This is a genomic window from Streptomyces sp. NRRL B-1347, assembly GCF_000720325.1.
Lineage (GTDB): Bacteria > Actinomycetota > Actinomycetes > Streptomycetales > Streptomycetaceae > Streptomyces.
Map to the genome: position 1 here is coordinate 45182 of NZ_JOJM01000011.1, position 22706 is coordinate 67887.

22 protein-coding genes are annotated in these 22706 nt (G+C 75.1%); 9 read left to right on the top strand and 13 right to left on the bottom strand.

Annotated elements, in window-relative coordinates; all coding sequences use genetic code 11:
* The first annotated feature begins 15 nt into the window (after positions 1-15).
* A complete protein-coding gene (locus tag IG74_RS0112855) occupies positions 16-630 on the top strand; it encodes a 5-oxoprolinase subunit B family protein (RefSeq protein ID WP_030674644.1) in 615 nt (204 codons plus the stop codon).
* The gene (locus tag IG74_RS0112860) at positions 627-1511 is read left to right on the top strand and encodes a biotin-dependent carboxyltransferase family protein (protein ID WP_030674647.1); all 885 of its coding nucleotides are present in this window, start codon (positions 627-629) and stop codon (positions 1509-1511) included. The genes IG74_RS0112855 and IG74_RS0112860 overlap by 4 nt, the downstream gene beginning before the upstream one ends.
* On the opposite strand, the gene IG74_RS0112865 is transcribed toward IG74_RS0112860, so the two are convergent.
* From IG74_RS0112865 to IG74_RS0112885, 5 genes are all read right to left on the bottom strand, one after another.
* Complete coding sequence (locus IG74_RS0112865; RefSeq protein WP_158857595.1) at positions 1397-2386, bottom strand: SGNH/GDSL hydrolase family protein; 990 nt, start codon at positions 2384-2386, stop codon at positions 1397-1399. The genes IG74_RS0112860 and IG74_RS0112865 overlap by 115 nt on opposite strands.
* Positions 2383-3546 (bottom strand): glycosyltransferase, encoded by a 1164-nt coding sequence (locus tag IG74_RS0112870; RefSeq protein WP_420709882.1) that lies wholly within the window; start codon positions 3544-3546, stop codon positions 2383-2385. The genes IG74_RS0112865 and IG74_RS0112870 overlap by 4 nt, the downstream gene beginning before the upstream one ends.
* A gap of 242 nt (positions 3547-3788) precedes the next feature.
* The gene (locus IG74_RS0112875) at positions 3789-4913 is read right to left on the bottom strand and encodes a glycosyltransferase family 4 protein (RefSeq protein WP_030674655.1); all 1125 of its coding nucleotides are present in this window, start codon (positions 4911-4913) and stop codon (positions 3789-3791) included.
* A 153-nt stretch (positions 4914-5066) separates the two neighbouring features.
* Positions 5067-6485 carry a hypothetical protein gene (locus tag IG74_RS0112880; protein WP_030674657.1) on the bottom strand — a complete coding sequence of 473 codons (1419 nt, stop codon included), beginning with the start codon at positions 6483-6485 and terminating at the stop codon, positions 5067-5069.
* A gap of 301 nt (positions 6486-6786) precedes the next feature.
* Positions 6787-7179 (bottom strand): ankyrin repeat domain-containing protein, encoded by a 393-nt coding sequence (locus IG74_RS0112885; RefSeq protein ID WP_030674659.1) that lies wholly within the window; start codon positions 7177-7179, stop codon positions 6787-6789.
* A 324-nt stretch (positions 7180-7503) separates the two neighbouring features.
* On the opposite strand from IG74_RS0112885, the gene IG74_RS0112890 reads away from it, so the two are divergent.
* The gene (locus IG74_RS0112890) at positions 7504-7698 is read left to right on the top strand and encodes a hypothetical protein (protein ID WP_030674661.1); all 195 of its coding nucleotides are present in this window, start codon (positions 7504-7506) and stop codon (positions 7696-7698) included.
* Between the two features lie 37 nt (positions 7699-7735).
* Positions 7736-9313, top strand: coding sequence for a membrane protein (locus IG74_RS0112895; protein WP_030674663.1), 1578 nt, complete (start codon positions 7736-7738; stop codon positions 9311-9313).
* A 118-nt stretch (positions 9314-9431) separates the two neighbouring features.
* Here IG74_RS0112895 and IG74_RS0112900 read toward each other — a convergent pair whose 3' ends face one another.
* Positions 9432-10928 (bottom strand): PLP-dependent aminotransferase family protein, encoded by a 1497-nt coding sequence (locus IG74_RS0112900; RefSeq protein WP_030674665.1) that lies wholly within the window; start codon positions 10926-10928, stop codon positions 9432-9434.
* 98 nt (positions 10929-11026) lie between these two features.
* On the opposite strand from IG74_RS0112900, the gene IG74_RS0112905 reads away from it, so the two are divergent.
* From IG74_RS0112905 to IG74_RS0112915, 3 genes are all read left to right on the top strand, one after another.
* Positions 11027-11746 carry a YczE/YyaS/YitT family protein gene (locus IG74_RS0112905; protein WP_234334322.1) on the top strand — a complete coding sequence of 240 codons (720 nt, stop codon included), beginning with the start codon at positions 11027-11029 and terminating at the stop codon, positions 11744-11746.
* Positions 11743-12510, top strand: a complete 768-nt coding sequence (locus IG74_RS0112910; RefSeq protein ID WP_030674669.1) for a glycerophosphodiester phosphodiesterase — start codon at positions 11743-11745, stop codon at positions 12508-12510. Before IG74_RS0112905 ends, IG74_RS0112910 begins: the two co-directional genes overlap by 4 nt.
* A 302-nt stretch (positions 12511-12812) precedes the next feature.
* The gene (locus IG74_RS0112915; RefSeq protein ID WP_030360404.1) at positions 12813-13187 is read left to right on the top strand and encodes an RNA polymerase-binding protein RbpA; all 375 of its coding nucleotides are present in this window, start codon (positions 12813-12815) and stop codon (positions 13185-13187) included.
* Positions 13188-13311: 124 nt separating this feature from the next.
* On the opposite strand, the gene fxsA is transcribed toward IG74_RS0112915, so the two are convergent.
* The 4 genes from fxsA to IG74_RS0112935 all read right to left on the bottom strand — a co-directional run bounded on the left by fxsA (position 13312) and on the right by IG74_RS0112935 (position 17427).
* Positions 13312-13899 carry an FxsA family membrane protein gene (gene fxsA / locus IG74_RS0112920; RefSeq protein ID WP_030674672.1) on the bottom strand — a complete coding sequence of 196 codons (588 nt, stop codon included), beginning with the start codon at positions 13897-13899 and terminating at the stop codon, positions 13312-13314.
* Positions 13900-13946: 47 nt separating this feature from the next.
* Positions 13947-14750 carry a polyprenol monophosphomannose synthase gene (locus IG74_RS0112925; RefSeq protein ID WP_030674675.1) on the bottom strand — a complete coding sequence of 268 codons (804 nt, stop codon included), beginning with the start codon at positions 14748-14750 and terminating at the stop codon, positions 13947-13949.
* A 517-nt stretch (positions 14751-15267) separates the two neighbouring features.
* The gene (locus IG74_RS0112930) at positions 15268-16899 is read right to left on the bottom strand and encodes an amidohydrolase (protein WP_030674678.1); all 1632 of its coding nucleotides are present in this window, start codon (positions 16897-16899) and stop codon (positions 15268-15270) included.
* Positions 16900-16986: 87 nt separating this feature from the next.
* Positions 16987-17427, bottom strand: coding sequence for an Lrp/AsnC family transcriptional regulator (locus IG74_RS0112935; RefSeq protein WP_030674680.1), 441 nt, complete (start codon positions 17425-17427; stop codon positions 16987-16989).
* A gap of 386 nt (positions 17428-17813) precedes the next feature.
* Here IG74_RS0112935 and IG74_RS0112940 point away from each other — a divergent pair, with 386 nt between their 5' ends.
* Positions 17814-18260 carry a hypothetical protein gene (locus IG74_RS0112940; protein ID WP_030674683.1) on the top strand — a complete coding sequence of 149 codons (447 nt, stop codon included), beginning with the start codon at positions 17814-17816 and terminating at the stop codon, positions 18258-18260.
* Positions 18261-18330: 70 nt separating this feature from the next.
* Here IG74_RS0112940 and IG74_RS0112945 read toward each other — a convergent pair whose 3' ends face one another.
* Both IG74_RS0112945 and IG74_RS0112950 read right to left on the bottom strand, forming a co-directional pair.
* Positions 18331-19422, bottom strand: a complete 1092-nt coding sequence (locus tag IG74_RS0112945) for a phosphotransferase family protein (RefSeq protein ID WP_030674686.1) — start codon at positions 19420-19422, stop codon at positions 18331-18333.
* Positions 19423-19457: 35 nt separating this feature from the next.
* The gene (locus IG74_RS0112950) at positions 19458-20585 is read right to left on the bottom strand and encodes a hypothetical protein (protein WP_030674689.1); all 1128 of its coding nucleotides are present in this window, start codon (positions 20583-20585) and stop codon (positions 19458-19460) included.
* A gap of 293 nt (positions 20586-20878) precedes the next feature.
* On the opposite strand from IG74_RS0112950, the gene IG74_RS45825 reads away from it, so the two are divergent.
* Positions 20879-21511 carry a hypothetical protein gene (locus IG74_RS45825; RefSeq protein ID WP_158857597.1) on the top strand — a complete coding sequence of 211 codons (633 nt, stop codon included), beginning with the start codon at positions 20879-20881 and terminating at the stop codon, positions 21509-21511.
* Here IG74_RS45825 and IG74_RS0112960 read toward each other — a convergent pair.
* The gene (locus tag IG74_RS0112960) at positions 21503-22675 is read right to left on the bottom strand and encodes an acyl-CoA dehydrogenase family protein (RefSeq protein ID WP_030674695.1); all 1173 of its coding nucleotides are present in this window, start codon (positions 22673-22675) and stop codon (positions 21503-21505) included. The two genes, IG74_RS45825 and IG74_RS0112960, sit on opposite strands and share 9 nt — an antisense overlap.
* Between the last annotated feature and the right edge of the window lie 31 nt (positions 22676-22706).

A 22706-nucleotide genomic window follows, 5' to 3' on the forward strand; every position in this document is an offset into this window, starting at 1 on the left:
CCTGCGCGGCCGCGCGTGAAGGTGCTGCCCATGGGCGAGCGGGCGCTGCTCGTCGAGCTCGCCGACGGGAGCGCGGCCGAGGCCCTGCACGCCGAGCTGCTGCGCCGCCGGGCCGCCGGTGAGCTCACGGTGCGGGAGATCGTTCCGGCGGCCCGTACGGTGCTTCTGGACGGCCTGGACGCCCCGGAGCGGCTCGCTGCCCGTCTGCCCTCCTGGGAGATCCCGCCGCTGCCCCCGCGCGCGGAGGACGTACTCGAACTGCCCGTGCGGTACGACGGCCCCGACCTGGCGGACGTGGCCGCCCTGTGGGGGGTGCCGGTGCGGGAGGTGCCGCGGATCCACGCGGCGGCCGAGTTCCGCGTCGCCTTCTGCGGGTTCGCCCCCGGCTTCGGCTATCTGACGGGCCTCGGCGGGCTGCCCGACGTGCCGCGCAGGGCCACGCCGCGCACGACGGTGCCCGCGGGCTCCGTGGGCCTCGCCGGACCGTACACGGGCGTGTACCCGCGTGCCTCGCCCGGCGGCTGGCAGCTGATCGGCACCACGGAGGCCGTGCTGTGGGACCACGCGCGCGTACCGGCCGCGCTCCTGACACCGGGTGTGCGGGTCCGCTTCGTCCCGGAGGCCCGATGACCGACCGGGCCTTCGCCGTCGTACGGTCCGGGGCGCTGACCACCGTGCAGGACGAGGGGCGGCCCGGGCACGCCCACCTCGGAGTGCCGCGGTCCGGCGCCCTCGACCGGCCGGCCGCCGCGCTCGTGAACCGTCTCGTCGGCAACCCTCCCGAAGCGGCCGTCCTGGAGACCACCCTCAACGGCTGCGCGGTGCGGCCCCGCTGTGCGGTCACCGTCGCGGTGGGCGGCGCGCCGTGCCCGGTGACGGTGGACGGCAGGCCCGTCCCCTGGGGGATGCCCGTACGAGTGCCCGCCGGGGCGCTGCTCGACGTGGGAACCGCCGTCTCCGGAGTGCGCGGCTATCTCGCGCTGAGCGGCGGCGTGGCCGTCGAGCCGGTGCTCGGCAGCCGCTCCACGGACCTGCTCTCGGGCCTGGGGCCGCCGCCTCTCGCGAACGGTGCGGTCCTGCCCCTGGGGGACGCGACAGCCGCGCACGCGCGCGTGGACGTCGTTCCGCACGCGGCGCCGCCGAGCGAGCTGGTGCTGCGCCTGACGGCCGGGCCCCGTGCTGACTGGTTCACGCCCGATGCGCTGCGGACCCTCGCCACGCGCGCGTACCGCGTGTCATCGGCGAGCAACCGCATCGGCCTGCGCACGGAGGGGCCGCCGCTGGACCGGGCGGTGAGCGGGGAGCTGCCCAGCGAGGGCATGGTGCTCGGCGCGGTCCAAGTGCCGCCGGACGGCAGGCCCGTGGTGTTCCTCGCCGATCACCCGACCACGGGCGGCTATCCGGTGGTGGGCGTGGTGCGGCCCGCCGACCTGGCAGGGGCGGCGCAGGCGGTGCCGGGGACGCGGGTGCGGTTCGTGGTCACGGGGGCACTCACGCCGCCCCCCGGCTGACCCTCCGCCGCCGTGAGCCCCGTGAGCCCCGTGAATCCTGTGCACCCCGTCAGCCCCGTGAGCGCCGCGGCGACGGAGCGCGCGGCCCGTGCGTCCAGGCCGCCGCTGGTGCCGCACAGCCCGTGGCGCACCTCCGCCGCGGCCAGGGCGAGGAGTTGGGGCAGCAGGTCGGTGCAGCGCCGGGCGACCCATCCCGTGCCCTCCGTGGCCAGCCACCACAGGCTCGCCGAGCGGGTGGGCGGCGGCAGTTCCGGCTGCTCACCGGGCGCAGGGCCGACGGCCAGTCCCGCGGCGGCGAGCAGGGCGTGACAGCGGGCGGCGAACACCCGGTGGCCGCGCTCGCCCGGGTGCAGCCGGTCGGCGCTCCACAGGGTGCGGTCGGCCAGCCACTCCTCGCCCGCGGCGTGCAGGTGCAGCGCGCCGTGGCGCTCCGACAGGGCGTGCACGACCGCGTTCACGGCCCGCTGCCGCCGGGCCAGCGGACGGCCGAGGGCACCGGGGAGCCCGAGCATCGCCCCGGGGTCGGGCAGACAGGCGGTGAGCAGGGCGGCGCCGCTCCCGGCCAGCGCGCCGTAGACCTCGTCGAGGCGCGCGGCCACGGCACGCAGGTCGAAGGTGTGGCGCAGCGTGTCGTTGACACCGACGACGACGGACACCAGACCGGGACGCAGGGCCAGCGCCTCGGGCGTCTGGCGGTGCAGGACGTCCCAGGTCCGGGCGCCGTTCACGGCCAGGTTGTGGAACTCCACGGGCCGTTCACGCGACCCGATGCCGGTAGCGAGCAAGGCTGCCCAGCCCCGCCAGGCGCCGTCCACAGGGTCGCCCACGCCCGCGGTGAGCGAGTCCCCCAGGGCCACGTAGGTGAGCGCGTTCATCCGCCACCGCCGTGCCCGGGCAGTGCGACGGCTCCGAGGGCCTGCTGCGCCCCCGTGTCATGCGCTGCCAGGAACGCCGTCACCGCGGTGTCCCACCCGAAACCCTCGGCACGCGCGCGTGCGGCCTGTCTGCGGTCCCGCTCGGGCCGGTCGAGCACGGCCTGGACCGCGTCCGCGAACGCGTCCGCCGTGTCGGCCGCCACCGCTCCCGCCCCGCCCACGATCTCCGGCAGCGCGGACGAGGCACTGGCCACCACGGGGGTGCCGCACGCGAGCGCCTCCAGGGCCGCGAGCCCGAACGTCTCGCACGGCCCCGGTGCCAGGCACACGTCGGCGGTGGCCTGGAGCGCGCCGAGCGCGGCGCGCTCCGCGACGTGCCCCAGGAAGGTCACCGGCAACCGCCGCTCCCCGGCCCGCTGTTCGAGGCGGGGCCGCAGCGGCCCGTCCCCGGCGACGACGAGCACCGCGCGCACGCCACGCGCGCGCAGCTCCTCCAGGGCGTCCAGCGCCCTTCCGGGCTGCTTCTCCACCGAGAGCCGTGAGCACAGCAGGAGCAGCGCGTCGCCCTCGCGCGCGTGGGCGGCACGCAGCCACGCGTCCCGCAGCCCCGGGTGCCGGTCCCGTAGATCGACCCCCAGGGGTGCCCGTACGACATTGCTCGCCCCTATGCGGACGAATTCGCGTTCGGCCCACTCGGTGGTGCACACCACGCGCGCGTAGGCGTGCGCGGTACGCGAGTTCAGGGAGTCGGCGGTCCGCCGGGCCAGGCGCGGCGGCAGTCCCCACGTGCGCATCACGGCGTCGGCGGCCTCGTGGGAGACCATCGCGGCGGGGACCCGGGCGCGGCGCGCCCACGCGCCGGTCCAGCGGAGCGTCGTACGGTCGGACACTTCGAGGCGGTCCGGGGCCAGGCGCTCCAGGAGGCGGGTCACCCGGCGCCGGTCGGCGAGGACGCGGTAGCCGCCCGTGCCGGGCAGCTCGGGCCCGGGCACCGTCACGACGAGGCCCTGTTCGGTGTCGGCCACCGAGGCGCGCTCCCCGGGGACGATCAGAACGGGCTCGTGCCCGGCGGCCCGATAGCCGCGGCCCAGCTCGTGCAGGGCGGTGCGCAGGCCTCCCGACGACGGCGTCACGAAGTTGGCGAGGCGCACGATGCGCAAGGGGCCCGTGTGCCGCACGGCGAACGGCGCCTCGGGCCGCGCGGACGGCTCCTCGGGCCACGCGGACGGCTCCTCGGGCCGCGCGAGGGCCGTACCAGCATCCTGAGGAGCCGTACGGGTACCCCGAGGGGCCGTGCCGGTATCCCGAGGAGCCGCACCGGTGCCCCGGGTGTCCGTACCGGTACCCCGGGTGTCCGCACCAGTGCCCCGGAGGGCCATGCCCGTACTCCGTACACCCCGCATCACGCCGCCACCGCCGTCCGCTCGGCGAGCACCTCTTCGTAGTGCCCGACGAGCTGGTCCCCGACGGCGTCCCAGGTCCGCCCCTCGACCGCGGCGCGCCCGGCGGCGCCGTACGCCGCCCGCAGGCCGGGATCGGCGGCCATGGCCCAGACGGCGTCGCGCACGGCCTCGGCGTCGCCCGGCGCGACGAGGCTCCCGGTGCGGCCGGGGACGACCAGGTCGAGCGGCCCGCCCACGGCGGGCGCGACCACCGGAACGCCGCTGGCCATGGCCTCCTGCACCGTCTGGCAGAACGTCTCCAGGGGCCCGGTGTGCACGAAGACGTCCAAGGAGGCGAAGATCCGGGCGAGTTCGCCGCCGGAGCGGCGCCCGAGCAGCCGCGCGCCGGGCAGCGCCGTGCGCAGCGCCGCCTCGCTCGGCCCGTCGCCCACGACGACCACGCGCACCCCGGAGAGGCGGCACACCCGCGCCAGGAGCTCGACGTGCTTCTCCGGGGCGAGCCGTCCCACGTAGCCGACGAGGAGTTCGCCACCGGGGGCGAGCTCGCGCCGCAGCGCCTCGTCGCGCAGTGCCGGGCGGAACCGGTCCGTGTCCACGCCGCGCGGCCACAGACGCACCCGCGGCACGCCGTGGGCCGCCAGGTCGGCGAGGGCGGCGGAGGACGGCGCGAGGGTGCGGTCGGCGGCGGCGTGCACGCCCCGGATGCGCCGCCACGCCGTGGCCTCGCCCCTGCCCATGTACGTGCGCGCGTAGCCGCCGATGTCGGTCTGGTAGACGGCGACGGTGGGGATGTCCTGGCGGGCCGCGGCGGTCATGCCGCGGGCGCCGAGCACGAACGGGCTGGCGAGGTGGACGAGTTCGGCCCGGTGCGCGGTCAGCGCCGCGGCCAGTCGGCGGCTCGGCAGCGCCACCCTGACCTGCGGATAGCCGGGCAGTGGCAGGGAGGGCACGCGGATGACGGGGCACGGCGCGCGGCCGTCGGGCTCGGCCCCCGGCACGGCGGCCGGGGCGATGACGAGGGGGTCGTGGCCGCGGGCGGCGAGCTGGCGCGCGGTCTGCAGGGCGCAGTGCGACACGCCGTTGACATCGGGCGGGAAGGACTCGGTGACGATGACGACACGCATACCGGTGTTGTCGTCAGATGGGGCGTGCCCACGTCAACGTGGATCTTTCCTGGCGAGGAACGTCCCATGAGCGTTCCGCTCCGCGCGCGGCGACGGCCCGCCGGGCCGCACGGCTCCGCCCTGGGTCCGGGCCCGCCGCCGCGCGCCGGAATCTCACACGGCGGGCGCGTCAGGTCCTATCCGGTTCCGCACCGCGGACTGGACCTCGTCCTCCTCGGCGGGATCGGTGGCGAGCCTTCTGAGCTGGGCGACGACACGCGCGTCGCCGGTCTCCGCGTGCCGCGCGGCGACCTCGCGGGTGGACTCCTCGCAGTCCCAGAGGCACTCGACGGCGAAGCCCGCGGCGAAGGAGGGGTCGGTGGCGGCGAGCGCGCGGGCGGCGCGGCCCCTGAGATGGGAAGAGGCGGTCTCGCGGTAGACGTGGCGCAGGACGGGCGCCGCGCAGCAGATGCCGAGGCGTCCCGCGCCGTCGACCAGCGGCCACAGCGTCGGCGCGTCCGGGCCCGCGCCGCGCACGGCCTCGCGCAGCGCGGCGAGCACCAGCTGGCTGTCCTCGGCGCCGCCGCGGCAGGCGAGGACGCGTCCGGCGGCGGCACCGAGCACGTCCGGGCGGCCCGCCCACTGCCGGGCCCGCTGCACGGCGGCGACGGAGCGCATCCGCTCGAAGGTCTCGGCGGCGACGTCCACGACGACGGACGACGTGCTCTGCGCGGCCTCCTCGATGAGGTCGAGCACATCGGGGTCGTGCGCGTCGGCGAGGTAGCGCAGGGCAGTGCCGCGCGCCCCGTCCGCGCCGTACCGCGCCACCGCGATGATCTCGGCACGGTCCTCGGGTCCCGCGACGGCGCTCAGGCAGCGGGCGGCCGGGGCGTGCAGCGCGGCGCCGCGCTCGAACCCTTCCTGGGCCCAGTCGAGCACGGCCTTGACGCTCCAGCCGGGGCGCGGTCCGGACGGCTCCAGCTGCCGCTGCCAGCGGTCGAAGGAGCCGCGCTCCTGGGCGGCGCGCACCCGGGCGCCGATCTCCGGGCGCGGATCCTCGGCCCACAGCCGCCAGGGCCGTGGTTCGAAGGCGTCGCGGACGGCGACGGTGAGGGCGGCCTCGCCCTCGGCGTCGGTGGTGAAGCGGGCGAGCACGGGCCCGGCGAGGGCGCGCAGGGCCGCGTCGTCGTCGCGCAGGGCCAGCTCGTCCAGGGCCCAGGCCCAGTTGCTGCCGTACTCGGCGTACCGGCGCAGCATCCTGAGGGCGTCCAGGCGGTCGTACGAGGCCAGATGACCGAGCACCGAGAGCGCGAGGCCGGTGCGTGAGTCCTCCGTGACCAGGGTGTCCTCGGGGTCGAAGAGGTGGCGCTCGATGGCGCCGAGGTCGCCGTCGAGGTCCAGGTACAGGCGGGCGTAGTACAGGGAGCGGTTCTCCACCTGCCAGTCGTGCCGCGGGTCGCTGAGCACGCAGTGGTTGAGGGCGGAAAGGGCCTCGGCCCGTGGTGCGGTGAGCGCGTGCAGCGTGCCGTCGCCGCGGCCCCTCTGCAACAGGCCGAGCAGCGTACCGCTGGGCGCTATGACCGGTTCGAACATGGGAAACAGCCTCACATCAAGCGTCGACGCAACCGGGAATCCGCATTACCTGGCCGTGCGCCAACACGTCGGGCCGCCCGCCGTCTCTTGCTTGTCGAAGACCATTTTCCTCTGCCTTTCGTCAGTGGCCCGGGGGGATGCCGGACACCAGGTCCGGGTTCGGGCCGATCACGGGCCACGCGCTGCGGCAACTCCTGCCCCGACGTCGTGTCCGTGAATCACGTCGTCATGATGACCCAGCGGTTACACCCGCCGCGACCACATTTCCGGCGCCCCCGTCGCACCGGGTCGGGTGCCCCGGTCAGGCGGCCCCGAACAGCGTGAGCAGCTCGACCTTGTCGAACATCCGTGCGGTGTCAATCGCCGACGGCGTGCCCGCGGCCGGATCGGCGCCCCCGTCGACCAGCGCCCTGACCACGTCGTCCGCACCCTTGAAGACGGCACCGGCGAGCGGCGTCTGCCCCCGGTCGTTGGCGCGGTCGACGTCCGCGCCGCGCTCGACGAGAGCGCGTACCGCGGGTGCGTGACCGTGGTACGCGGCGAGCATGAGGAGCGAGTCGCCGCTGTCGTTGGTCAGGTTCGCGGGAACGCCCGCGTCAACGTACGCGGCGAGGGCGTCGGTGTCGCCGGCGCGCGCCAGATCAAAGATCTTGCCCGCCAGCTCCACGACCTCGGGGTCGAGGGCTTCGCCCATGGTGGTGCCCGCCTTTCGCGATGCGCGTGAGCCCGGCCCCAGCGCGTGCGGGGGCCCGGATGGTTCCCGGCTGCGCAGCCGTGCAGCCGTACGAGTGAATCGACAGGGTACTGCCCGTCACGGCACATGACCGACCGCGTCGGCGGCAAAGATCACCGCGGGCGCGGCCGACCGCCCGCCCCTCACCCCGGACAGCCCGGCGACCCGCCGCCGTTCAGGGGAAATTTCCGGAATTTCCCCCATTTGCACCCCATCTCGTATGGATACATGCTGTGAGCCTGGAAGTACTGATGGTGACTGTCCCCCTCAATCAGGAGAACTCTCATGGTCCTGTCCATCTCCGGAGTCGTGCTGCTCGGCATCATCGTCTTCCTCTTCTTCCGCAAGGACGGGCTCAAGGCCTCCCACGCCCTGGTCTGCGCCCTCTTCGGCTTCTTCCTCGCGGGCACCGCCATCGCGCCGAGCATCCAGGCGGGCAGCGCGAGCCTCGCGAGCCTGCTCGGCGGGATCAAGTTCTGACGGCTGAGCCCCTCACCACCACCTCGAGGAGACCGACGTGGCCCGGCGCCCTCTCCCCCGCATCCTGAGCACCGGCACCGCCCAGATCGCCCGGAGCCGGGAGCACATCGCGCGCAGCCGCGAGCTGGCCCGGTCGGCCGCCGACAGCGCCACCGACGTCCTGCATCCGCTGATCACCATCACCCGAGGACTGCGCCGCCTCGCCGGAGCCGGGCGGCGCAAGTGGTCCGCGACCCCCAAGGACCGGCGGGGGCCGCTGCTGTTCCTCGTGGCCTCGGTGATCCTCGTGGTGGCCCTCATCCCCTACGGACCGCTGCTCGCCGTCATCTGCCTGATGGCGGCGGCCGCCTGGAAGGGCCGCGAGCGCACCGTCCCCGCGCCCACCGGCCCTGACGACGCGCAGGTGCAGCGCCTGCAGTCCCTCTACGAAGCGCTGGTGCCGTACTTCTCCGTCCCGGAGGACCCCAGCCCGCTGTTCACGCACGGCGGCGAGTGGGAGAAGGCCTTCCCCGCCCACGAGTTCGACGACACCGGGCGCGTGTCCCACCTCGTGGTGCGCTACCCCGCGTACTTCACGGACGGCGAGGCCGAGTCCCGCGCGCGGATCGAGCAGCTGCTGCACGCCAAGTCGGGCCGCGGCCGCGAGTACCACTTCGAGTGGGACGAGGAGGGCAACACCCTCACCGTGGACGTGCTGCCGCCGCTGCCCACCGACATCGCCGCCCAGCGGTTCGTCACCGCCCCCGGCGAGACCGTCCTCGGCTTCACCGACCCGACCTCGGTCCAGCGCACGCTGCCCGTGGCCGACGGCGACGCACAGCGCGACGTACCGCCCGTCGTGTGGCGCACCGGCCCCCGCTCGACCGAGCCCCACCTGCTGGCCGTCGGCCAGCCCGGCAGCGGCGCGACCACCCTGCTCCGCTCGATCGCCCTGCAGGCCCTCCAGCACGGCGACGTCGTGGTCGTCGACGGCAGCGGCACCGGCGACTACGCGTGCCTCGCCGGGCGCGACGGCGTCCTGGCCGTCGAGTGCGGGCTCGCCGGGGCCCTGGCGAGCCTGGAGTGGGCGGCGCACGAGACGGAGCGGCGGCTGATCGCCGCCAACCGCGCGCGGCAGGCGGGCCAGCAGCCGCCCGACGACATCAGGCGCCCGCTGTGGATCCTCCTCGACCGCCCGAGCACGCTCGGCCACCTGGCCGCTGCCGACGGGCACCGGGACCCCCAGGCCCTGCTCCAGGTGCCGCTGCGGCACGGCCGTGCGGCGGGCGTCACCGTCGTCGTCGCCGAGCAGCTCGACTCCATGGACGCCCTCAGCGACGCGGTGCGCCAGCACACCCGCGCGCGCGTGGTGCTCGGCCCCGCCGCCCCCGACCAGCTGGAGCAGATCCTCGGGGCGGCGCCGCACACGACGCCCACGGCGGAGGTCCCGGCGGGCCGCGGCTACGCCCGCCTCGGCACGGGCCCGGTGCACCGCCTCCAGGTCCCGGCGACACCGGACCCCTACGACGACGCGACGAGCGAGGCGCACCGGCAGGCCGTCCTCGCGCTCCTGCCGGAGCGCACGACGCCCGCGGACGCGACCCTCACGGCGGCACCCGCCGTCGCGGAGGGCTGAGGCGCACGGGGCAGTGGCGGGCGGGGCGCTGGCGGGCGTGGGCGGTGGTGGGCGTGGGCGGTGGCGCACAAGGCGGCGGCCCACCGCCCTCAGGCCGTGAGCCCCGCGCCGCGAGCCCTCACGCCACGAACGTCTGGGGCGCCTGCATCCCTCCGCCCGCCCCCGTCTCCACGAGGCGCGCCGCCGCCGCGAGCCGCACCGCCGCCTCGTCCGCGACCGCTCCCCCGACCGTGAACGGCAGCCGCACATAGCCCTCGAAGGCGCCGTCCACACCGAAGCGGGGCCCGGACGGCACCCGGACGCCGACGCGTTCGCCGACCTCGGCGAGGCGTGAGCCGGACAGGCCGCCGGTGCGCACCCACAGGGTCAGGCCGCCGCGCGGCACCTCGAACTCCCAGCCGGGCAGCTCCCGGCGCACGGCGGCGACCAGCGCGTCGCGGTTGTCGCGGGCCTGGGCCCTGCGCACGTCCACCGCCTCGCTCCAGCCGCCGGTGCTCAAAAGCCAGTTCACGGCCAGCTGCTCCAGGACGGGCGTGCCCAGATCGGCGTAGGCGCGCGCCGCCACCAGGCTGCGGATCACGTCGGGCGCGGCCCGCACCCAGCCGATGCGCATGCCCGCCCAGAAGGCCTTGCTGGCCGAGCCGACGGTGATGACGGTGGCGCCCGCGGGGTCGAAGCCGCAGACGGGGCGGGGCATCTCGACGTCGTCGAGGGCCAGTTCGCTCATGGTCTCGTCGACGACGAGGACGGTGCCCGCGGAGCGCGCCGCGTCGACGAGCTTGCGGCGCTGGTCCTCGTCGGCGAGGGCCCCGGTCGGGTTGTGGAAGTCCGCGACGACGTACGCGAGGCGCGGCGCGGCGTCGCGCAGCACCTGCCGCCAGCGGTCCAGGTCCCAGCCGCGCAGCCCCTCGGCCATCGCGACGGGCACCAGGCGTGCGCCCGCCTCGCGCATCAACTGGAGGATGTTGGCGTACGAGGGCGACTCGACGGCGATGCGCTCACCGCGGCCCGCGAAGAGGTGGCAGATCGCGTCGATGGCGCCCATGGCACCGGTGGTGACCATGATCTGTTCCGGCATGGTCGGGATCCCGCGCGCGGTGTAGCGCTCGGCGAGCATGGCGCGCAGGGCGGGCAGTCCGGCCGGGTAGTCGCCGTGGGTGTGGGCGTAGGGCGGCAGCTCCTCCAGGGCGCCCTGCACGGCGCGGGTGAGCCAGGGCTCGGGGGCGGGCAGCGCCGCGCAGCCCAGATCGATCATGGAGCCGACGGCTTCGGGCGGCAGGGGTTCGAGCCCGCGCGCGGGGAGCGGGTTTCCGGCCGGGACCGCGGTCCAGCTGCCCGCGCCCCTGCGGGACTCCAGGAACCCTTCCGTGCGCAGTGCCTCGTAGGCGGCGGCGACCGTGGTGCGGCTCACGGAGAGCGCGACCGCGAGTTCCCGCTCGGCGGGCAGGCGGGCGGCCACGGGAACGCGTCCCTCTAGGACGAGGAGCCTGATGCCGTCGGCGAGGGCGCGGTAGGCGGGCGGGCGGCGGGTGCCCGCGCCCGCGGGGCGCGCCTGCTGGGAGGTGAGCAGCCGGGCGAGCTGAGTCGCGCCCACCGCCGATGTCCACTGAGCCATGATCCCAGTCCACCTTCATCGAATTGGCCATGGATGGCGCCTTGCGCCAAGCCACACAGTGTCATGAGTCAGGCCACTACCACCACGGGGGGCATCCCTTGTCCAGGGCGCATCCAGATCCGTCCACCCCGGCCCCGGAGCGCCGGGGCCGGTCCCTGCCCAGGCTGCCGGGCGGCGGCCACCTCACCCGGCGGATCGTCCAGCTGTACGCGGGCCTGGTCCTGTACGGCGCGAGTTCGGCGCTGCTCGTGCGCTCGAGCCTCGGTCTCGAGCCGTGGAACGTGCTGCACCAGGGCCTGGCCGAGCGGACCGGGATGTCCATCGGCGTCGTGTCGATCTTCGTGGGCGCCGCGGTGCTGCTGCTGTGGATCCCGCTGCGGCAGCGGCCGGGCCTCGGCACGGTGTCGAACGTCTTCGTCGTGGGCCTGGCGATGGACGGCATGCTCGCGCTCGTCCCGGACGCGCACGGCCTCGGCATCCGGATCCCGCTGATGACGGCGGGCATCGTCCTCAACGGCGTGGCGACCGGCCTCTACATCGCGGCGAAGTTCGGCCCCGGCCCCCGGGACGGCCTGATGACGGGCCTGCACGAGCGCACCGGCCGCTCGATCCGGCTGATGCGCACGCTGGTGGAGGTGGCCGTGGTCGTCACGGGCTTCGCGCTCGGCGGCACCCTCGGCGTGGGCACCGTCGTGTACGCCGTGGCGATCGGGCCGCTCGCCCAGTTCTTCCTGCGCCTCTTCGCCGTGCCCGCGCCACCCGCCAGGGGCGTGGTAGCCGCCGGCGGGCCATCGGAGCGGGCGATACTGCGGCGGTGACCACGCACGTACGCCATCCGTACCTCGACCATCCGGGGCCGCTCGCCTTCGCCCACCGAGGGGGCGCGGCCGGCGGCCTGGAGAACACCGCGACGGCGTTCCGGCGCGCCGTCGACCAGGGCTACCGCTACCTGGAGACCGACGTGCACGCCACGGCGGACGGCCGGCTCGTGGCGTTCCACGACGCCACGCTCGACCGGGTCACGGACGGGACCGGCGGCATCGCGGCGCTGCCGTGGCGCGAGGTGCGCCACGCGCGCGTGGCGGGGCAGGAGCCGGTACCGCTCTTCGAAGACCTCCTGGAGGCGTTCCCGGAGGCGCGCTGGAACGTGGACGTGAAGGCCGAGCCCGCGCTGGTGCCGCTGCTCGACCTGATCGAGCGCGCCGCCGCGTGGGACCGGGTCTGCGTCGGCTCGTTCTCCGAGGCGCGGGTGGCCCGGGCCCAGCGCCTCGCGGGCCCGCGCCTGGCCACGTCGTACGGCACGCGCGGCGTCCTGGCGCTGCGGCTGCGCTCCCTGGGCCTCCCCGCCGTCCCGCGGACGTCCGCGGTGTGCGCGCAGGTGCCCGAGGCGCAGTCGGGGGTCCGGGTGGTCGACCGCCGCTTCGTGCGCACCGCCCACGCGCGCGGGCTCCAGGTGCACGTGTGGACGATCAACGACGCGGCCCGCATGCACGCGCTGCTCGACCTCGGGGTCGACGGCATCATGACGGATCACACAGAGACACTGCGCGACGTCCTCAAGGAGCGCGGCGCCTGGGTGTGATCACCTGTGGCGCAGGGCGCGGACCAGCCGGTTCCGGGCCTGATTTAGCAACCAGAGGCGAAGGCCGGTAGTGTACGCCTTTGGCCTGCCAGGCGGACCGTTACTGCGTGCTGAGTTTTCAGCAACGCTGGGTGACATCTGCTGTCAGATGTGACAAACCGGGCGCCGGTGGGTACAACAAGGGGCGGCATACGACGGCGACGCATGACCCTACGGGAATCTTTACCGCCGACCGGACGTTGTCCGGATGACGACGACAGCGACACCTGTCCTGTGGGCGAGAAGCCCGGGAGGCACGATTCATGAGTGAGCGAGCTCTTCGCGGCACGCGCCTCGTGGTGACCAGCTACGAGACCGACCGCGGTATCGACCTGGCCCCGCGCCAGGCCGTGGAGTACGCATGCCAGAACGGACATCGATTTGAGATGCCGTTCTCGGTCGAGGCGGAGATCCCGCCGGAGTGGGAGTGCAAGGTCTGCGGGGCCCAGGCACTTCTCGTGGACGGCGACGGACCGGAGGAGAAGAAGGGCAAGCCCGCGCGCACGCACTGGGACATGCTCATGGAGCGCCGCACTCGAGAAGAGCTCGAGGAGGTCCTTGAGGAGCGCCTGGCGGTCCTCAGGTCCGGCGCGATGAACATCGCGGTGCACCCGCGTGACAGCCGCAAGTCCGCGTAAGCGCACGGCGGTTCGACAGTAACGACGAGGGCCGGGCCCGCTGCTCTGCAGCGGGCCCGGCCCTCGTCGTCTTTGCAGGTCCGTCGTCTTTGCAGGTCGCCGCCCCCCCCGGGCGGGGTCCCGGCTAGCGCGGGAGCTGGGGGTCGTCCGGATAGCCGCCCGGGCGGGCCGGGGGCTGGTCCTCGCGGATCACCTCGCCCTGTACGACCTTGCCGTCGGGGTGGTGCATCCGCGCCTGCTGGAAGGCGTCGCCGAGGCTGCCGGGGGCGGCCGCCGCGGCCGCGCGGAGCTTGCGGTCGAAGGCGCGCTCGGCGCTGCGGCTGAGGACCTTCTGCAGCGGCGGTACGAGCAGCAACAGGCCCAGGACGTCCGAGATCAGGCCGGGCATGATCAGCAGGAGCCCGCCGAGCATGGTGAGGGCGCTGCCGCCGCCCTGGTCCTGCGCGGGCGCCACGCCCTGCTGCTGCTGTTGCAGCGCCTCGCTCAGGTTCTTGAAGGCGCGGCGGCCGGCCCGCTTGATGACGAAGGAGCCGAGCACCAGGCCGCCCACGAGCAGCAGGAACACGGTCAGGCCGCTCGACGCGCCCGCCACCACGGTGAGCAGCCAGATCTCCAGGACCAGCCAGGCGACGAGGCCGAGGGGCAGGAACCTGAGGACGCGGGAGCGCCGGGGCCGGGCGGGCTTGAGGGGAGGCGGTGCGCCAGTCGTCATGCTCCCAGTGTGCCTGGCCCCGGCTCAGACCGGGATAAGCGGGGTGATCAAGAGCGGGGGTCGGACGGCTTGCGGCCCAGGGCCTTGCCGACCCGCTCCCCCACGCCCCAGGCGGTGACCCGCCACAGCGCCTCGGCGACGATGTCGCGGCTCATCTTGCTGTCGCCGTGCTCCCGCTCCACGAAGGTGATGGGCACCTCCACGACGTGGTAGCCCGCCTTGATGGCGCGCCGGGCCAGGTCGACCTGGAAGCAGTAGCCCTGCGACGCCACGTCGCCGAGGCCGAGCCCGGCCAGGGTCTCGCTGCGGAAGGCGCGGTAGCCGCCGGTGACGTCGCGGATCGGCACGTCGAGGAGCAGCCGGGAGTACGTGCTGCCGCCACGGGACAGGAACTCGCGCGACTTGGGCCAGTTGACGACCCGTCCGCCCGGCACCCAGCGCGAGCCGAGCACCAGGTCGGCGCCCTTGAGGGCGGTGAGCAGGCGCGGCAGTTCCTCGGGCTGGTGCGAGCCGTCGGCGTCCATCTCGACCAGGACGCCGTAGCCGTGCTCCAGGCCCCAGGAGAACCCCGCGAGGTAGGCGGCGCCGAGGCCTTCCTTGCCCTTGCGGTGCAGCACGTGGACGTGGTCGTCCTCGCCCGCCAGCTCGTCCGCGATCTTCCCGGTGCCGTCGGGGCTGTTGTCGTCGGCGACGAGCACGTGCGCCTGCGGCACGGCGGTGCGCACCCGGCCCACGATCGCCTGGATGTTCTCCGCCTCGTTGTAGGTCGGGATGATCACCAAGGCCTGGCCGAGCGGGCCGAACTGCCGTCCCTCGTCCGCCGCTTCGCTGATCCCGCCGCCGTTGCTCACTACTGCCCCTTCGTTCGTACGCAGGGGACCACCATAGTGGCCCGGGCCTGGGGCTCTCGTACCCGTGCGGAAGCGATCCTGCGGGTCGGGGCCCGGTGCCCTTCGGGCCGGCCTGGGACCCGCTGGCTGCGGATCGACCGAGAGCCGTTGTCTACTGAGCTTCCGGGCCCCACCCGGGTCGCACCTCCCCCGAGCTCACCAGGGAGCGGGAGGGACGTCCTTGCCCCGGCGATCGCGTTCCCGCGCCCGGGCGTCGCGGGCGCTGGACCTGGCTCCCTGTGGTGGTGCGCCGGTGCGGCGCACCACCCGTGGCCCAGCGGCGTTCGACGACTGCGCGCAGGTACACCGGTCGGACGTCCTGTGGTGGACCCGGCCGAAACTACCCGTGCACGGCGGCCGTCTGTCAATAGCCGTGTGACCTGCGTGGTTTCCGTAGATCAGCAGGTCAGTGGCGAGAGACCGCGCCGCGCGCGACGCGCCGCCTGGCCCCGTTCGGAGCCGCGCGGCCGCACCGGCGTCACTCGCCCGGCCGTACGAACACCGTCTCCCCTGCGACCACCGTGCGCAGACAGACGGGCAGCTCGGTGCCGGGCGTCAGGTCGGGCAGGCCCGGGGTGCCGGAGCGCGGGTCGGTGGACCAGCGGGCGACGCGGTCGTCGGGGGCCTGGACCACGAGTTCGCCGGTGCGCCACACGGCGTAGTCGGCGGGGGCGCCGGGCACCAGGACGCCCGCGTCGTCGCGCCCTGTGGCCCGCCAGCCGCCGCGCGTGTGGGCGGTGAAGGCGGCGCGCACGGACACCCGCTGCTCGGCGGTGCGGTGGAAGGCGGCGGCGCGGACGGTGCCCCACGGGTCGAGCGGCGTGACCGGGCTGTCGGAGCCGAAGGCGAGCGGCACACCCGCGCGCAGCAGGGCCGCGTACGGATTGAGGGCGCGGGCGCGCTCGGCGCCAAGCCGCCGGGCGTACATGCCGTCGCCGCCCCACAGCGCGTCGAACGCGGGCTGCACGGAGGCGGTCAGGCCGAACTCGGCGAAGGCGGCGATGGTCTCCGGGGTGAGCATCTCGGCGTGCTCGACGCGGTGCCGGGCGGCGCGCACGCGGGCGAGGCCGACCTTCTCCGCTGCGGCGCGCACGCCGTCCGTCACGGCGGTCACGGCGGCGTCCCCGATGGCGTGGAAGCCCGCCTGGAGGCCCGCTTCGGCACAGGCGACGACGTGGTCCGCGACGTCGGCGGCGCTCAGGTAGGCATTGCCGGTGGCCGCTGCGTCCGCGTACGGCTCGTGCAGCCAGGCCGTGTGCGAGCCGAGCGAGCCGTCCACGAAGAGGTCACCGGCGGCACCCCGGGCGCCGAGCTCCCGCGCGCGGGCGACGCCTGTGGCGCCCAGCTCGCCCCAGTAGCCGACGACGCGCGGCCCCGGCTCCTCCGCGGCGAGGCGCAGAAGGCCGGTGAAGTCGTCCTCGCTGGAGATGGTGGGGCCCGCGCACTCGTGGACGGAGCCGATGCCGAGCGACGCGGCGCGCCGGAGCGCGGCGCGCTGGGCCTCGGCGCGCTGGAGCGGCGTGACGGCCCCGTGGGCGGCCTCGCGCACCGCGTGGTGGGCGTCGGCGGTCAGCGGCGCGTCGGCGCGGAACCCGGCCGCGTCGGCGACGCCGGGCACCAGGTCGAGGAGGGCGGTGGTGACGACGGCGGAGTGCACGTCGATGCGCGACAGGTACAGCGGGCGGCCCCCGGTGGCCTCGTCGAGCTCCGCGCGCGCGGGCGGGCGGCCGTCGGGCCAGCGGGCGGCGTCCCAGCCGTGGCCGAGCAGCACCCGGTCGTCCGGGCGCGCGGCGGCATATTCGCGGACGAGAACGAGCGCTTCGGCCAGGCTCCCGGCCCCGGAGAGGTCCAGGCCGGTGAGCGCGAGGCCTGCGCCCGTGGTGTGCACATGGGCGTCGGTGAACGCGGGGGTGACGAGGGCGCCTTCGAGGTGGACGACCTCGTCGACGCCGTCCGCGAAGGCGTCGGCGGCGCCTTCGGAGCCGACCCAGGCGACATGGCCGCGCTCGACGACCATCGCGGTCGCGAAGGGGTCGGCGGGGCTGTGGACTTCTCCGCCGCGCAGCAGGACGGTGCGGTGCCCGCTCTCGGGGGTGGTGCGCTCGCTCATGGGGACAGTCTCGCGCCTGCGCGAGGGCGGCGTGCCGCCGGGGTGGCGCGCCCGCACCGGCGCGCCGCGCGGGGCCCGCGGGGGCCTTCAGATCCGCGGCGGCCGCGCCTCGTACGGCGTGGACAGGACCACCGTCGTGTGGGTGGAGACCCCGGCGAGCGAGCGCAGCCTGGCGAGCAGGTTCTCCAGCTCGTGCGGGGTCGCGACCCGGACCTTCAGGAGGTAGTTCTCCGCGCCCGCCACGCTGTGGCAGGCCTCGATCTCGGGCACTCCGGCGAGGCGTTCGGCGATGTCGTCGGGCGCGCTGGGGTCGAACGGCTTCACCGCGATGAAGGCGGTGAGCGGCAGCCCGACGGCCTCGGGGTCGACGACCGCGGCGTAGCCGCGGATCACCCCGCGCTGCTCCAGCCTGCGCACCCGCTGGTGCACGGCAGACGTGGACAGGCCCGTGGCCTTGCCCAGGTCGGTGTAGCTCATCCGCCCGTCCTTGACGAGCAGCTGCACGATCTGTCGGTCCAGCTCCTCCATGCGCCGAACCTACAGTGCCCTTGATCCTCGCCGATACCTGAGTGACGCCCGAAGGGCACCGGGGCGGGCCCCGGGCGCCGCCCGCGCGAGAGTGGGTGCGGCGCGAGCAGGGCGCCCGCGGCCCTGGCTCCGGGTGCCACGGACGCGTCGGCGGGAAGGGCCGCGGGAGGGGATCGCTCCGCATGACCCCTCGCACGTCCGCATACCTGCGCACGCCTCGGGAGCCGCCCCGCGCACAGCGGCATCTTCATCCGGCATGTGACGAACGCCACACATCAGGGGGCGGGTCCGCGGAAGTGCCGCGATTACCGCCAGGACGGGGCGGGAAGTGCTTCGTGTGGTCGAGGCCGCAGTGCCTTGTCGGCCCACCCGAGGGGGAGATTCCCATGCATAACCTGAAGCGCCCCGGTCGTACCGCGCGCCGCAAGCAGCAGATCGTCGAACTGCTCGAACCCGCACCGGAGGGCGTCGAACCCGCCGACGCCGATGACGAGGAGTTCGACGCCTACGACACCCTGGAGATGTACCGCGTGACCTGCCCCGACTGCGGGCAGCCCATCGCGCTCCTGGCGGACGAGGACGTCCTGCCCGAGCACGCCCTGTGCCCCACGCCGTGGAACCCCTTCGGGCTCACCGTCTGCGCGGGCACGGGCCGCCTCGCGACCGAGGCCGAGTGCGCGGACGAGTCGCCCGAGCCCCAGGAGCAGGACACCGCCCTGCTCCTCACGCTCCCGCAGGGTCTGGACTGGCGCACGCAGCCGTTCTCGCACGTCGGCGGGCCCGGCTCACGCCCGATCCGGGTGCCCCGGCAGGTCCGCCGCGCCGCGGCCTGAGCCGCCGCGCCCGGCCGGTTCGCGACGGCCCGTCAGCACTGACGGGCCGTCACCAGCAACTGATGGCCCGTCACCAGTAGTCGCCGCGCACCATCGCCGCGAGGCTCGCGTGGTGCAGGATCAGCGTGTCGGGGTCGTCCGGCACCGCCGCCTCCCCGAAGTGCACCTGCCGGTGAGCGACGCGCAGCATGACAACGGCGTGCCGCAGCGCCGCGTACAGCGTGTAGAAGTCCATGTCGCGCGGCCGGTGGCCGGTCAGCTCCGCATAGCGGTCCTCGACGCGGTCGCGGCGCAGGAAGCCGGGCAGTCCGCGCTGGCCGAATCCCGCCGTCAGGTCCTGGAAGAACCGGTGCAGGTACACGGTCCAGCCGAGGTCGACCTCGCGCGGCCCGAGGCAGGCCATCTCCCAGTCGAGCACGGCGGCCGGGTCGAAGCCTTCGTAGACGATGTTGCCGATGCGGGCGTCGCCCCAGTTGAGGACCGTCTCGCCGGGGTCGGCGGGCCACAGGTCCTCGAGGCGTGCGAAGGCGCTCTCGATGAGGGGCGAGCGGGGCAGCCCCCGCACCACCCACGCGTAGTACGCCCGCTGCGCCGCCACGTGGCGGCGCAGCGCGCCGCCGTCGCCCGGCAGCGCGAGGAAGGCCGCCTCCTTCGCCGGGACCTGGTCGTGCAGCCGGGCCAGGACGCCGATCGTGGCGTCCTCCAGGTGCGCGCGCTCGGCGTCGCTCGCCGCGTGCAGCCAGTTGCCCTCGTACGTGTACGGCATGACGTCCGGCGGCACCCGGCCCGCGACGCGCTCCATCACGAAGAACGGCGCGCCGAGCGGGCCCGGGTCCTCCTCCAGCCACAGCACGCGCGGCACCGGCACGTCGGTGTGCTCGGCCACGAGCCGCAGGGTCCGGTACTGGCGCGGCATGTCGTACACCGGGAAGACCGTGTACGCGGCCGGGTCCGCCGCGAGCCGCGCCACGCAGGCGCGCACCGGCGGCCGGGGGTGGTCGAGGGTGAACAGGAGCGTCTCGCTCGACATGCCGTTGGACTCGGGCACGGTCACGTCGACCGCCCTGGCGCCGGGCAGCCGCGCGTCGAGCCAGTCGGTCAGGCGGCGGGCGAGCGCCTCGGGGTCGCGCGTGGTGGTGCGGGGCCGGGGTGCCGTGGCCATGTCGGCGCTCCTCTCAGGGGGCGGCCCGGCGCCGCTCAGGGCGCGACGGAGCCGAAGCCGGTGAAGCCGCTCGGGTCGTGGCGGCCGAACGTGCCGTGCTCGAAGATCCCGTGCCCGACCCGGCCTTCGAGGGTGCAGCGGGCCGCGTGGTCGATGACGCCGTACGCGGCGAGCGGGTGGGCCGCGGGGTCCGACAGGTCGTAGGAGCGCCGCTCGCACCAGGAGCGGCCGCGCCAGGTGCCGTGCTGCCAGTCGTCCGCGGGCGGGTACCCCGCGCCGACGGCGAGCGGCAGCGAGGTGAGGACCTCGACGCCGAGCTCCACCGGCTTGTGGGTCAGCGGGTCGGTCAGGTGGATGACCGCGGACTCGGGGTGCCGGGTGCCGGAGCGGTAGGTGACGTCGGCCCGGGGCCAGCCGAGCTGGCGGTCGGGGCCGCCGGGGCGGACCAGGGTCGCGTCGTTGAGGGTGCGGTAGCCGTCGGCGTCCTCCTGGGTGATGACCATCAGGAAGCGGTCGTCGAAGCGCACCGGGCACCAGATCCAGTGGAAGCCGTCCGTGGCGAACTCCTCGGCGAGGCGGCCGCCCTCCTCGCCGGGGATGGGCCGCACGCCCCAGCTGCGGTCCCGGGTCGCCGTCCACTCCCCCGCCGTCACCGGGATCTCGTCGCCGCCGAGGCGTATCGTTCCGGCGCAGTGGCCCGCCTGCACGAAGCGGCGGCCTTCGAGGGTGAGCCGGCCGCCGCGCCGCTGGAGGTGGTGCGGCTCCCACAGCGCGGGGAAGTCGGCGTGCCAGATGAGGTCGAAAGCGAGCGCGCCCGCGCCGTCGGGGTCGGCGGCGCACGTGAGGCGGAGCCTGCGCAGGGGCTCCTCGACCAGGATGCGGAGGGGTCCGACGGACAGGTCCATACGGTCGTCGCCGAGCGCGTCGGACGCGCGTACGGCGTGCAGCGTATCGCCGATGCGCAGGGTGGCGTACGCGTCGATGACACCCGTGTTCGGGTAGACGCCGAGGCCGAGGATCAGGAGGGCGCGGCCCTCGTGGTCGAAGAGGTGGAAGATGCACCGGTCATAGGCGTTGCGGTCGCCGGTGGCCACGTGCTTCATGGACAGCGGCACTTGGTGGACGGGGTACTCGTCGAGGGGCACGGGGCGGTCGTCCGGCACGGGGTGCCTCCCTGGGGACAGGGTGGTCGGAGGGGCCGGGTGGCGTGCGCCCGGACCGGAGTTGACGGTACGTCAGACGCCGTGCGGGGGCCATACACGTGTCAGCACCTGGCGCGGACGACCCGGGTGGCGGGCGCGCGAGGTGTCCATGGCGCGTGCGCCCGCGACGGCGTGCCGCCGCGTACGGCGGCGCTGGTGCGGTGCGACGCGTGCGCCGCGCGGCAACGGACCCTGAACGCACTCTCGATTCGACCCGATGGTGACCTGGCCACGGCGCCGCGCGTTGGCCGGACATGACCCCCACACATGCTCCGGCAGGCCAGCACCGCCGCACCCTGGCGGCGCCGCCCGCCACCGCAGAATCGGTTCCTCACCGGTCCTCCTACCCACAGCAGCAGGCGTACTCCCCCCAGGCCTCCTACTCCCCGCAGACCTCGTACGCACCATCCGGCTACTCCCCGCAGCACCAGCCGCCGCCTCCGCAGCCCGTGCCGCCCCAGGATCCGCCGATCTACCGCGCGCTGCTCCGCCAGTGGGCCGACCGCGGCCGGACGCTGCCGGGGCGCCACGACCCCGAATGGGTGCGCCTCGCGGCCCCGCCCGCGCCGAGCGGCCAGTTCACGGGCCACTTCGGGACCGCCCAGGACACGCCCTACGACTCCCCGTACGACCTGGCTGCCACGCGGTACGAGACCGGACGGGGCGCCCCGTACGGCACGCGTGGCGCCGCCGACGACCCGCTGCGCGGCGGCGGACACGAGGGCCCCTACGGCCGGACCCGGCGCCCGCAGGTCCCGCCGGCGCCCCCGGATCCCGGCCCGGAGCCGGACGCGGAGCGGGACGCCCGCCCGCACGGCCCGGACCCCAGGCTGCTGATCAGCCCCGCCCCGCAGAGCTCCTTCGGGCTGCGGCCCGGGTCAGCGTGAGTCGGGGCCCGCGAGGTGGCGGGCGATGACCATCCGCTGGATCTGGTTGGTGCCCTCGACGATCTGGAGCACCTTGGCCTCGCGCATATAGCGCTCGACCGGGAAGTCGGCGGTGTAGCCGTAGCCGCCCAGGACCTGCACGGCGTCCGTGGTGACCTTCATCGCGGCGTCGGTGCACAGGAGCTTGGCCATCGCGGCCTGCTTGGAGAACGGCTTGCCCGCGTCCCGCAGCCGGGCCGCCGCCAGGTACAGCGCCCGGCCCGCCTCGATCTGGGTCGCCATGTCGGCGAGCATGAAGCGCAGGCCCTGGAAGTCGGCGATGGGCCGCCCGAACTGCCGGCGCTCGGTCGCGTACGTGAGCGCCTCGTCGAGCGCCGCCTGGGCCACGCCGATCGCGCACGCCGCGATCCCGAGCCGCCCCGAGTCGAGCGCGGACAGGGCGATCGCGAAGCCCTGGCCCTCGTCGCCGAGACGGCGGGCGTCCGGCACCCGGACCCCGTCGAAGTGGAGCTGCGCCGTGGGCGAGCCGCTCATGCCCATCTTCTTCTCCGGCGCGGCGGCGGAGAGCCCCTCCGCGTCGCCCGGCACCAGGAAGGCCGTGACGCCCTTGGCGCCCTCGCCGCCGGTGCGGGCGAGCACGGTGTAGAAGTCGGCGACGCCGCCGTGCGTGATCCAGGCCTTGGTGCCGGTGAGGACCCAGTCGTCGCCGTCGCGCACCGCCTTGGTGCGCAGCGAGGCGGCGTCCGAGCCCGAGGACGGCTCCGACAGGCAGTAGGCGCCGAGGAGCTTGCCGCCCAGCATCCGCGGGAGGTGCTCGGCCCGCTGCTCCTTGGTGCCGTAGCCCGCCAGGGCGTGGCAGGAGAGGGAGTGCACGCTGACGCCGAGGCCGACCGTGAGACGGGCCGCGGCGAGCTCTTCGAGGACCTGGAGGTACACCTCGTACGGCTGGTCGCCGCCGCCGAAGGCGGAGTCGTAGGGGAGTCCGAGCAGGCCCGACTCCGAGAGCAGCGCGAAGAGTTCGCGGGGGAAGCGACCCGCGGCCTCCTCGTCGGCCGCGTGCGGGGCGATCTCCCGCTGGACCAGCTCGCGGACGAGCGCCAGCAGGTCCCGGGCCTCCTCCGTGGGCAGTTGGCGCTCCACCGGCTGCACGGCTCCGTCGGCCATTCCGCTCTCCTCTCCCCTGTTCCCCTGTGGG

Excerpts from the sequence above, each read along its gene's own strand:
- IG74_RS0112860 (WP_030674647.1), top strand. The coding sequence starts at position 627 with ATGACCGACCGGGCCTTCGCCGTCGTACGGTCCGGGGCGCTGACCACC.
- IG74_RS0112865 (WP_158857595.1), bottom strand. The coding sequence starts at position 2,386 with ATGAACGCGCTCACCTACGTGGCCCTGGGGGACTCGCTCACCGCGGGC.
- IG74_RS0112875 (WP_030674655.1), bottom strand. The coding sequence starts at position 4,913 with ATGCGTGTCGTCATCGTCACCGAGTCCTTCCCGCCCGATGTCAACGGC.
- IG74_RS0112880 (WP_030674657.1), bottom strand. The coding sequence starts at position 6,485 with ATGTTCGAACCGGTCATAGCGCCCAGCGGTACGCTGCTCGGCCTGTTG.
- IG74_RS0112885 (WP_030674659.1), bottom strand. The coding sequence starts at position 7,179 with ATGGGCGAAGCCCTCGACCCCGAGGTCGTGGAGCTGGCGGGCAAGATC.
- IG74_RS0112890 (WP_030674661.1), top strand. The coding sequence starts at position 7,504 with ATGGTCCTGTCCATCTCCGGAGTCGTGCTGCTCGGCATCATCGTCTTC.
- IG74_RS0112900 (WP_030674665.1), bottom strand. The coding sequence starts at position 10,928 with ATGGCTCAGTGGACATCGGCGGTGGGCGCGACTCAGCTCGCCCGGCTG.
- IG74_RS0112915 (WP_030360404.1), top strand. The coding sequence starts at position 12,813 with ATGAGTGAGCGAGCTCTTCGCGGCACGCGCCTCGTGGTGACCAGCTAC.
- fxsA (WP_030674672.1), bottom strand. The coding sequence starts at position 13,899 with ATGACGACTGGCGCACCGCCTCCCCTCAAGCCCGCCCGGCCCCGGCGC.
- IG74_RS0112930 (WP_030674678.1), bottom strand. The coding sequence starts at position 16,899 with ATGAGCGAGCGCACCACCCCCGAGAGCGGGCACCGCACCGTCCTGCTG.
- IG74_RS0112935 (WP_030674680.1), bottom strand. The coding sequence starts at position 17,427 with ATGGAGGAGCTGGACCGACAGATCGTGCAGCTGCTCGTCAAGGACGGG.
- IG74_RS0112940 (WP_030674683.1), top strand. The coding sequence starts at position 17,814 with ATGCATAACCTGAAGCGCCCCGGTCGTACCGCGCGCCGCAAGCAGCAG.
- IG74_RS0112945 (WP_030674686.1), bottom strand. The coding sequence starts at position 19,422 with ATGGCCACGGCACCCCGGCCCCGCACCACCACGCGCGACCCCGAGGCG.
- IG74_RS45825 (WP_158857597.1), top strand. The coding sequence starts at position 20,879 with ATGACCCCCACACATGCTCCGGCAGGCCAGCACCGCCGCACCCTGGCG.
- IG74_RS0112960 (WP_030674695.1), bottom strand. The coding sequence starts at position 22,675 with ATGGCCGACGGAGCCGTGCAGCCGGTGGAGCGCCAACTGCCCACGGAG.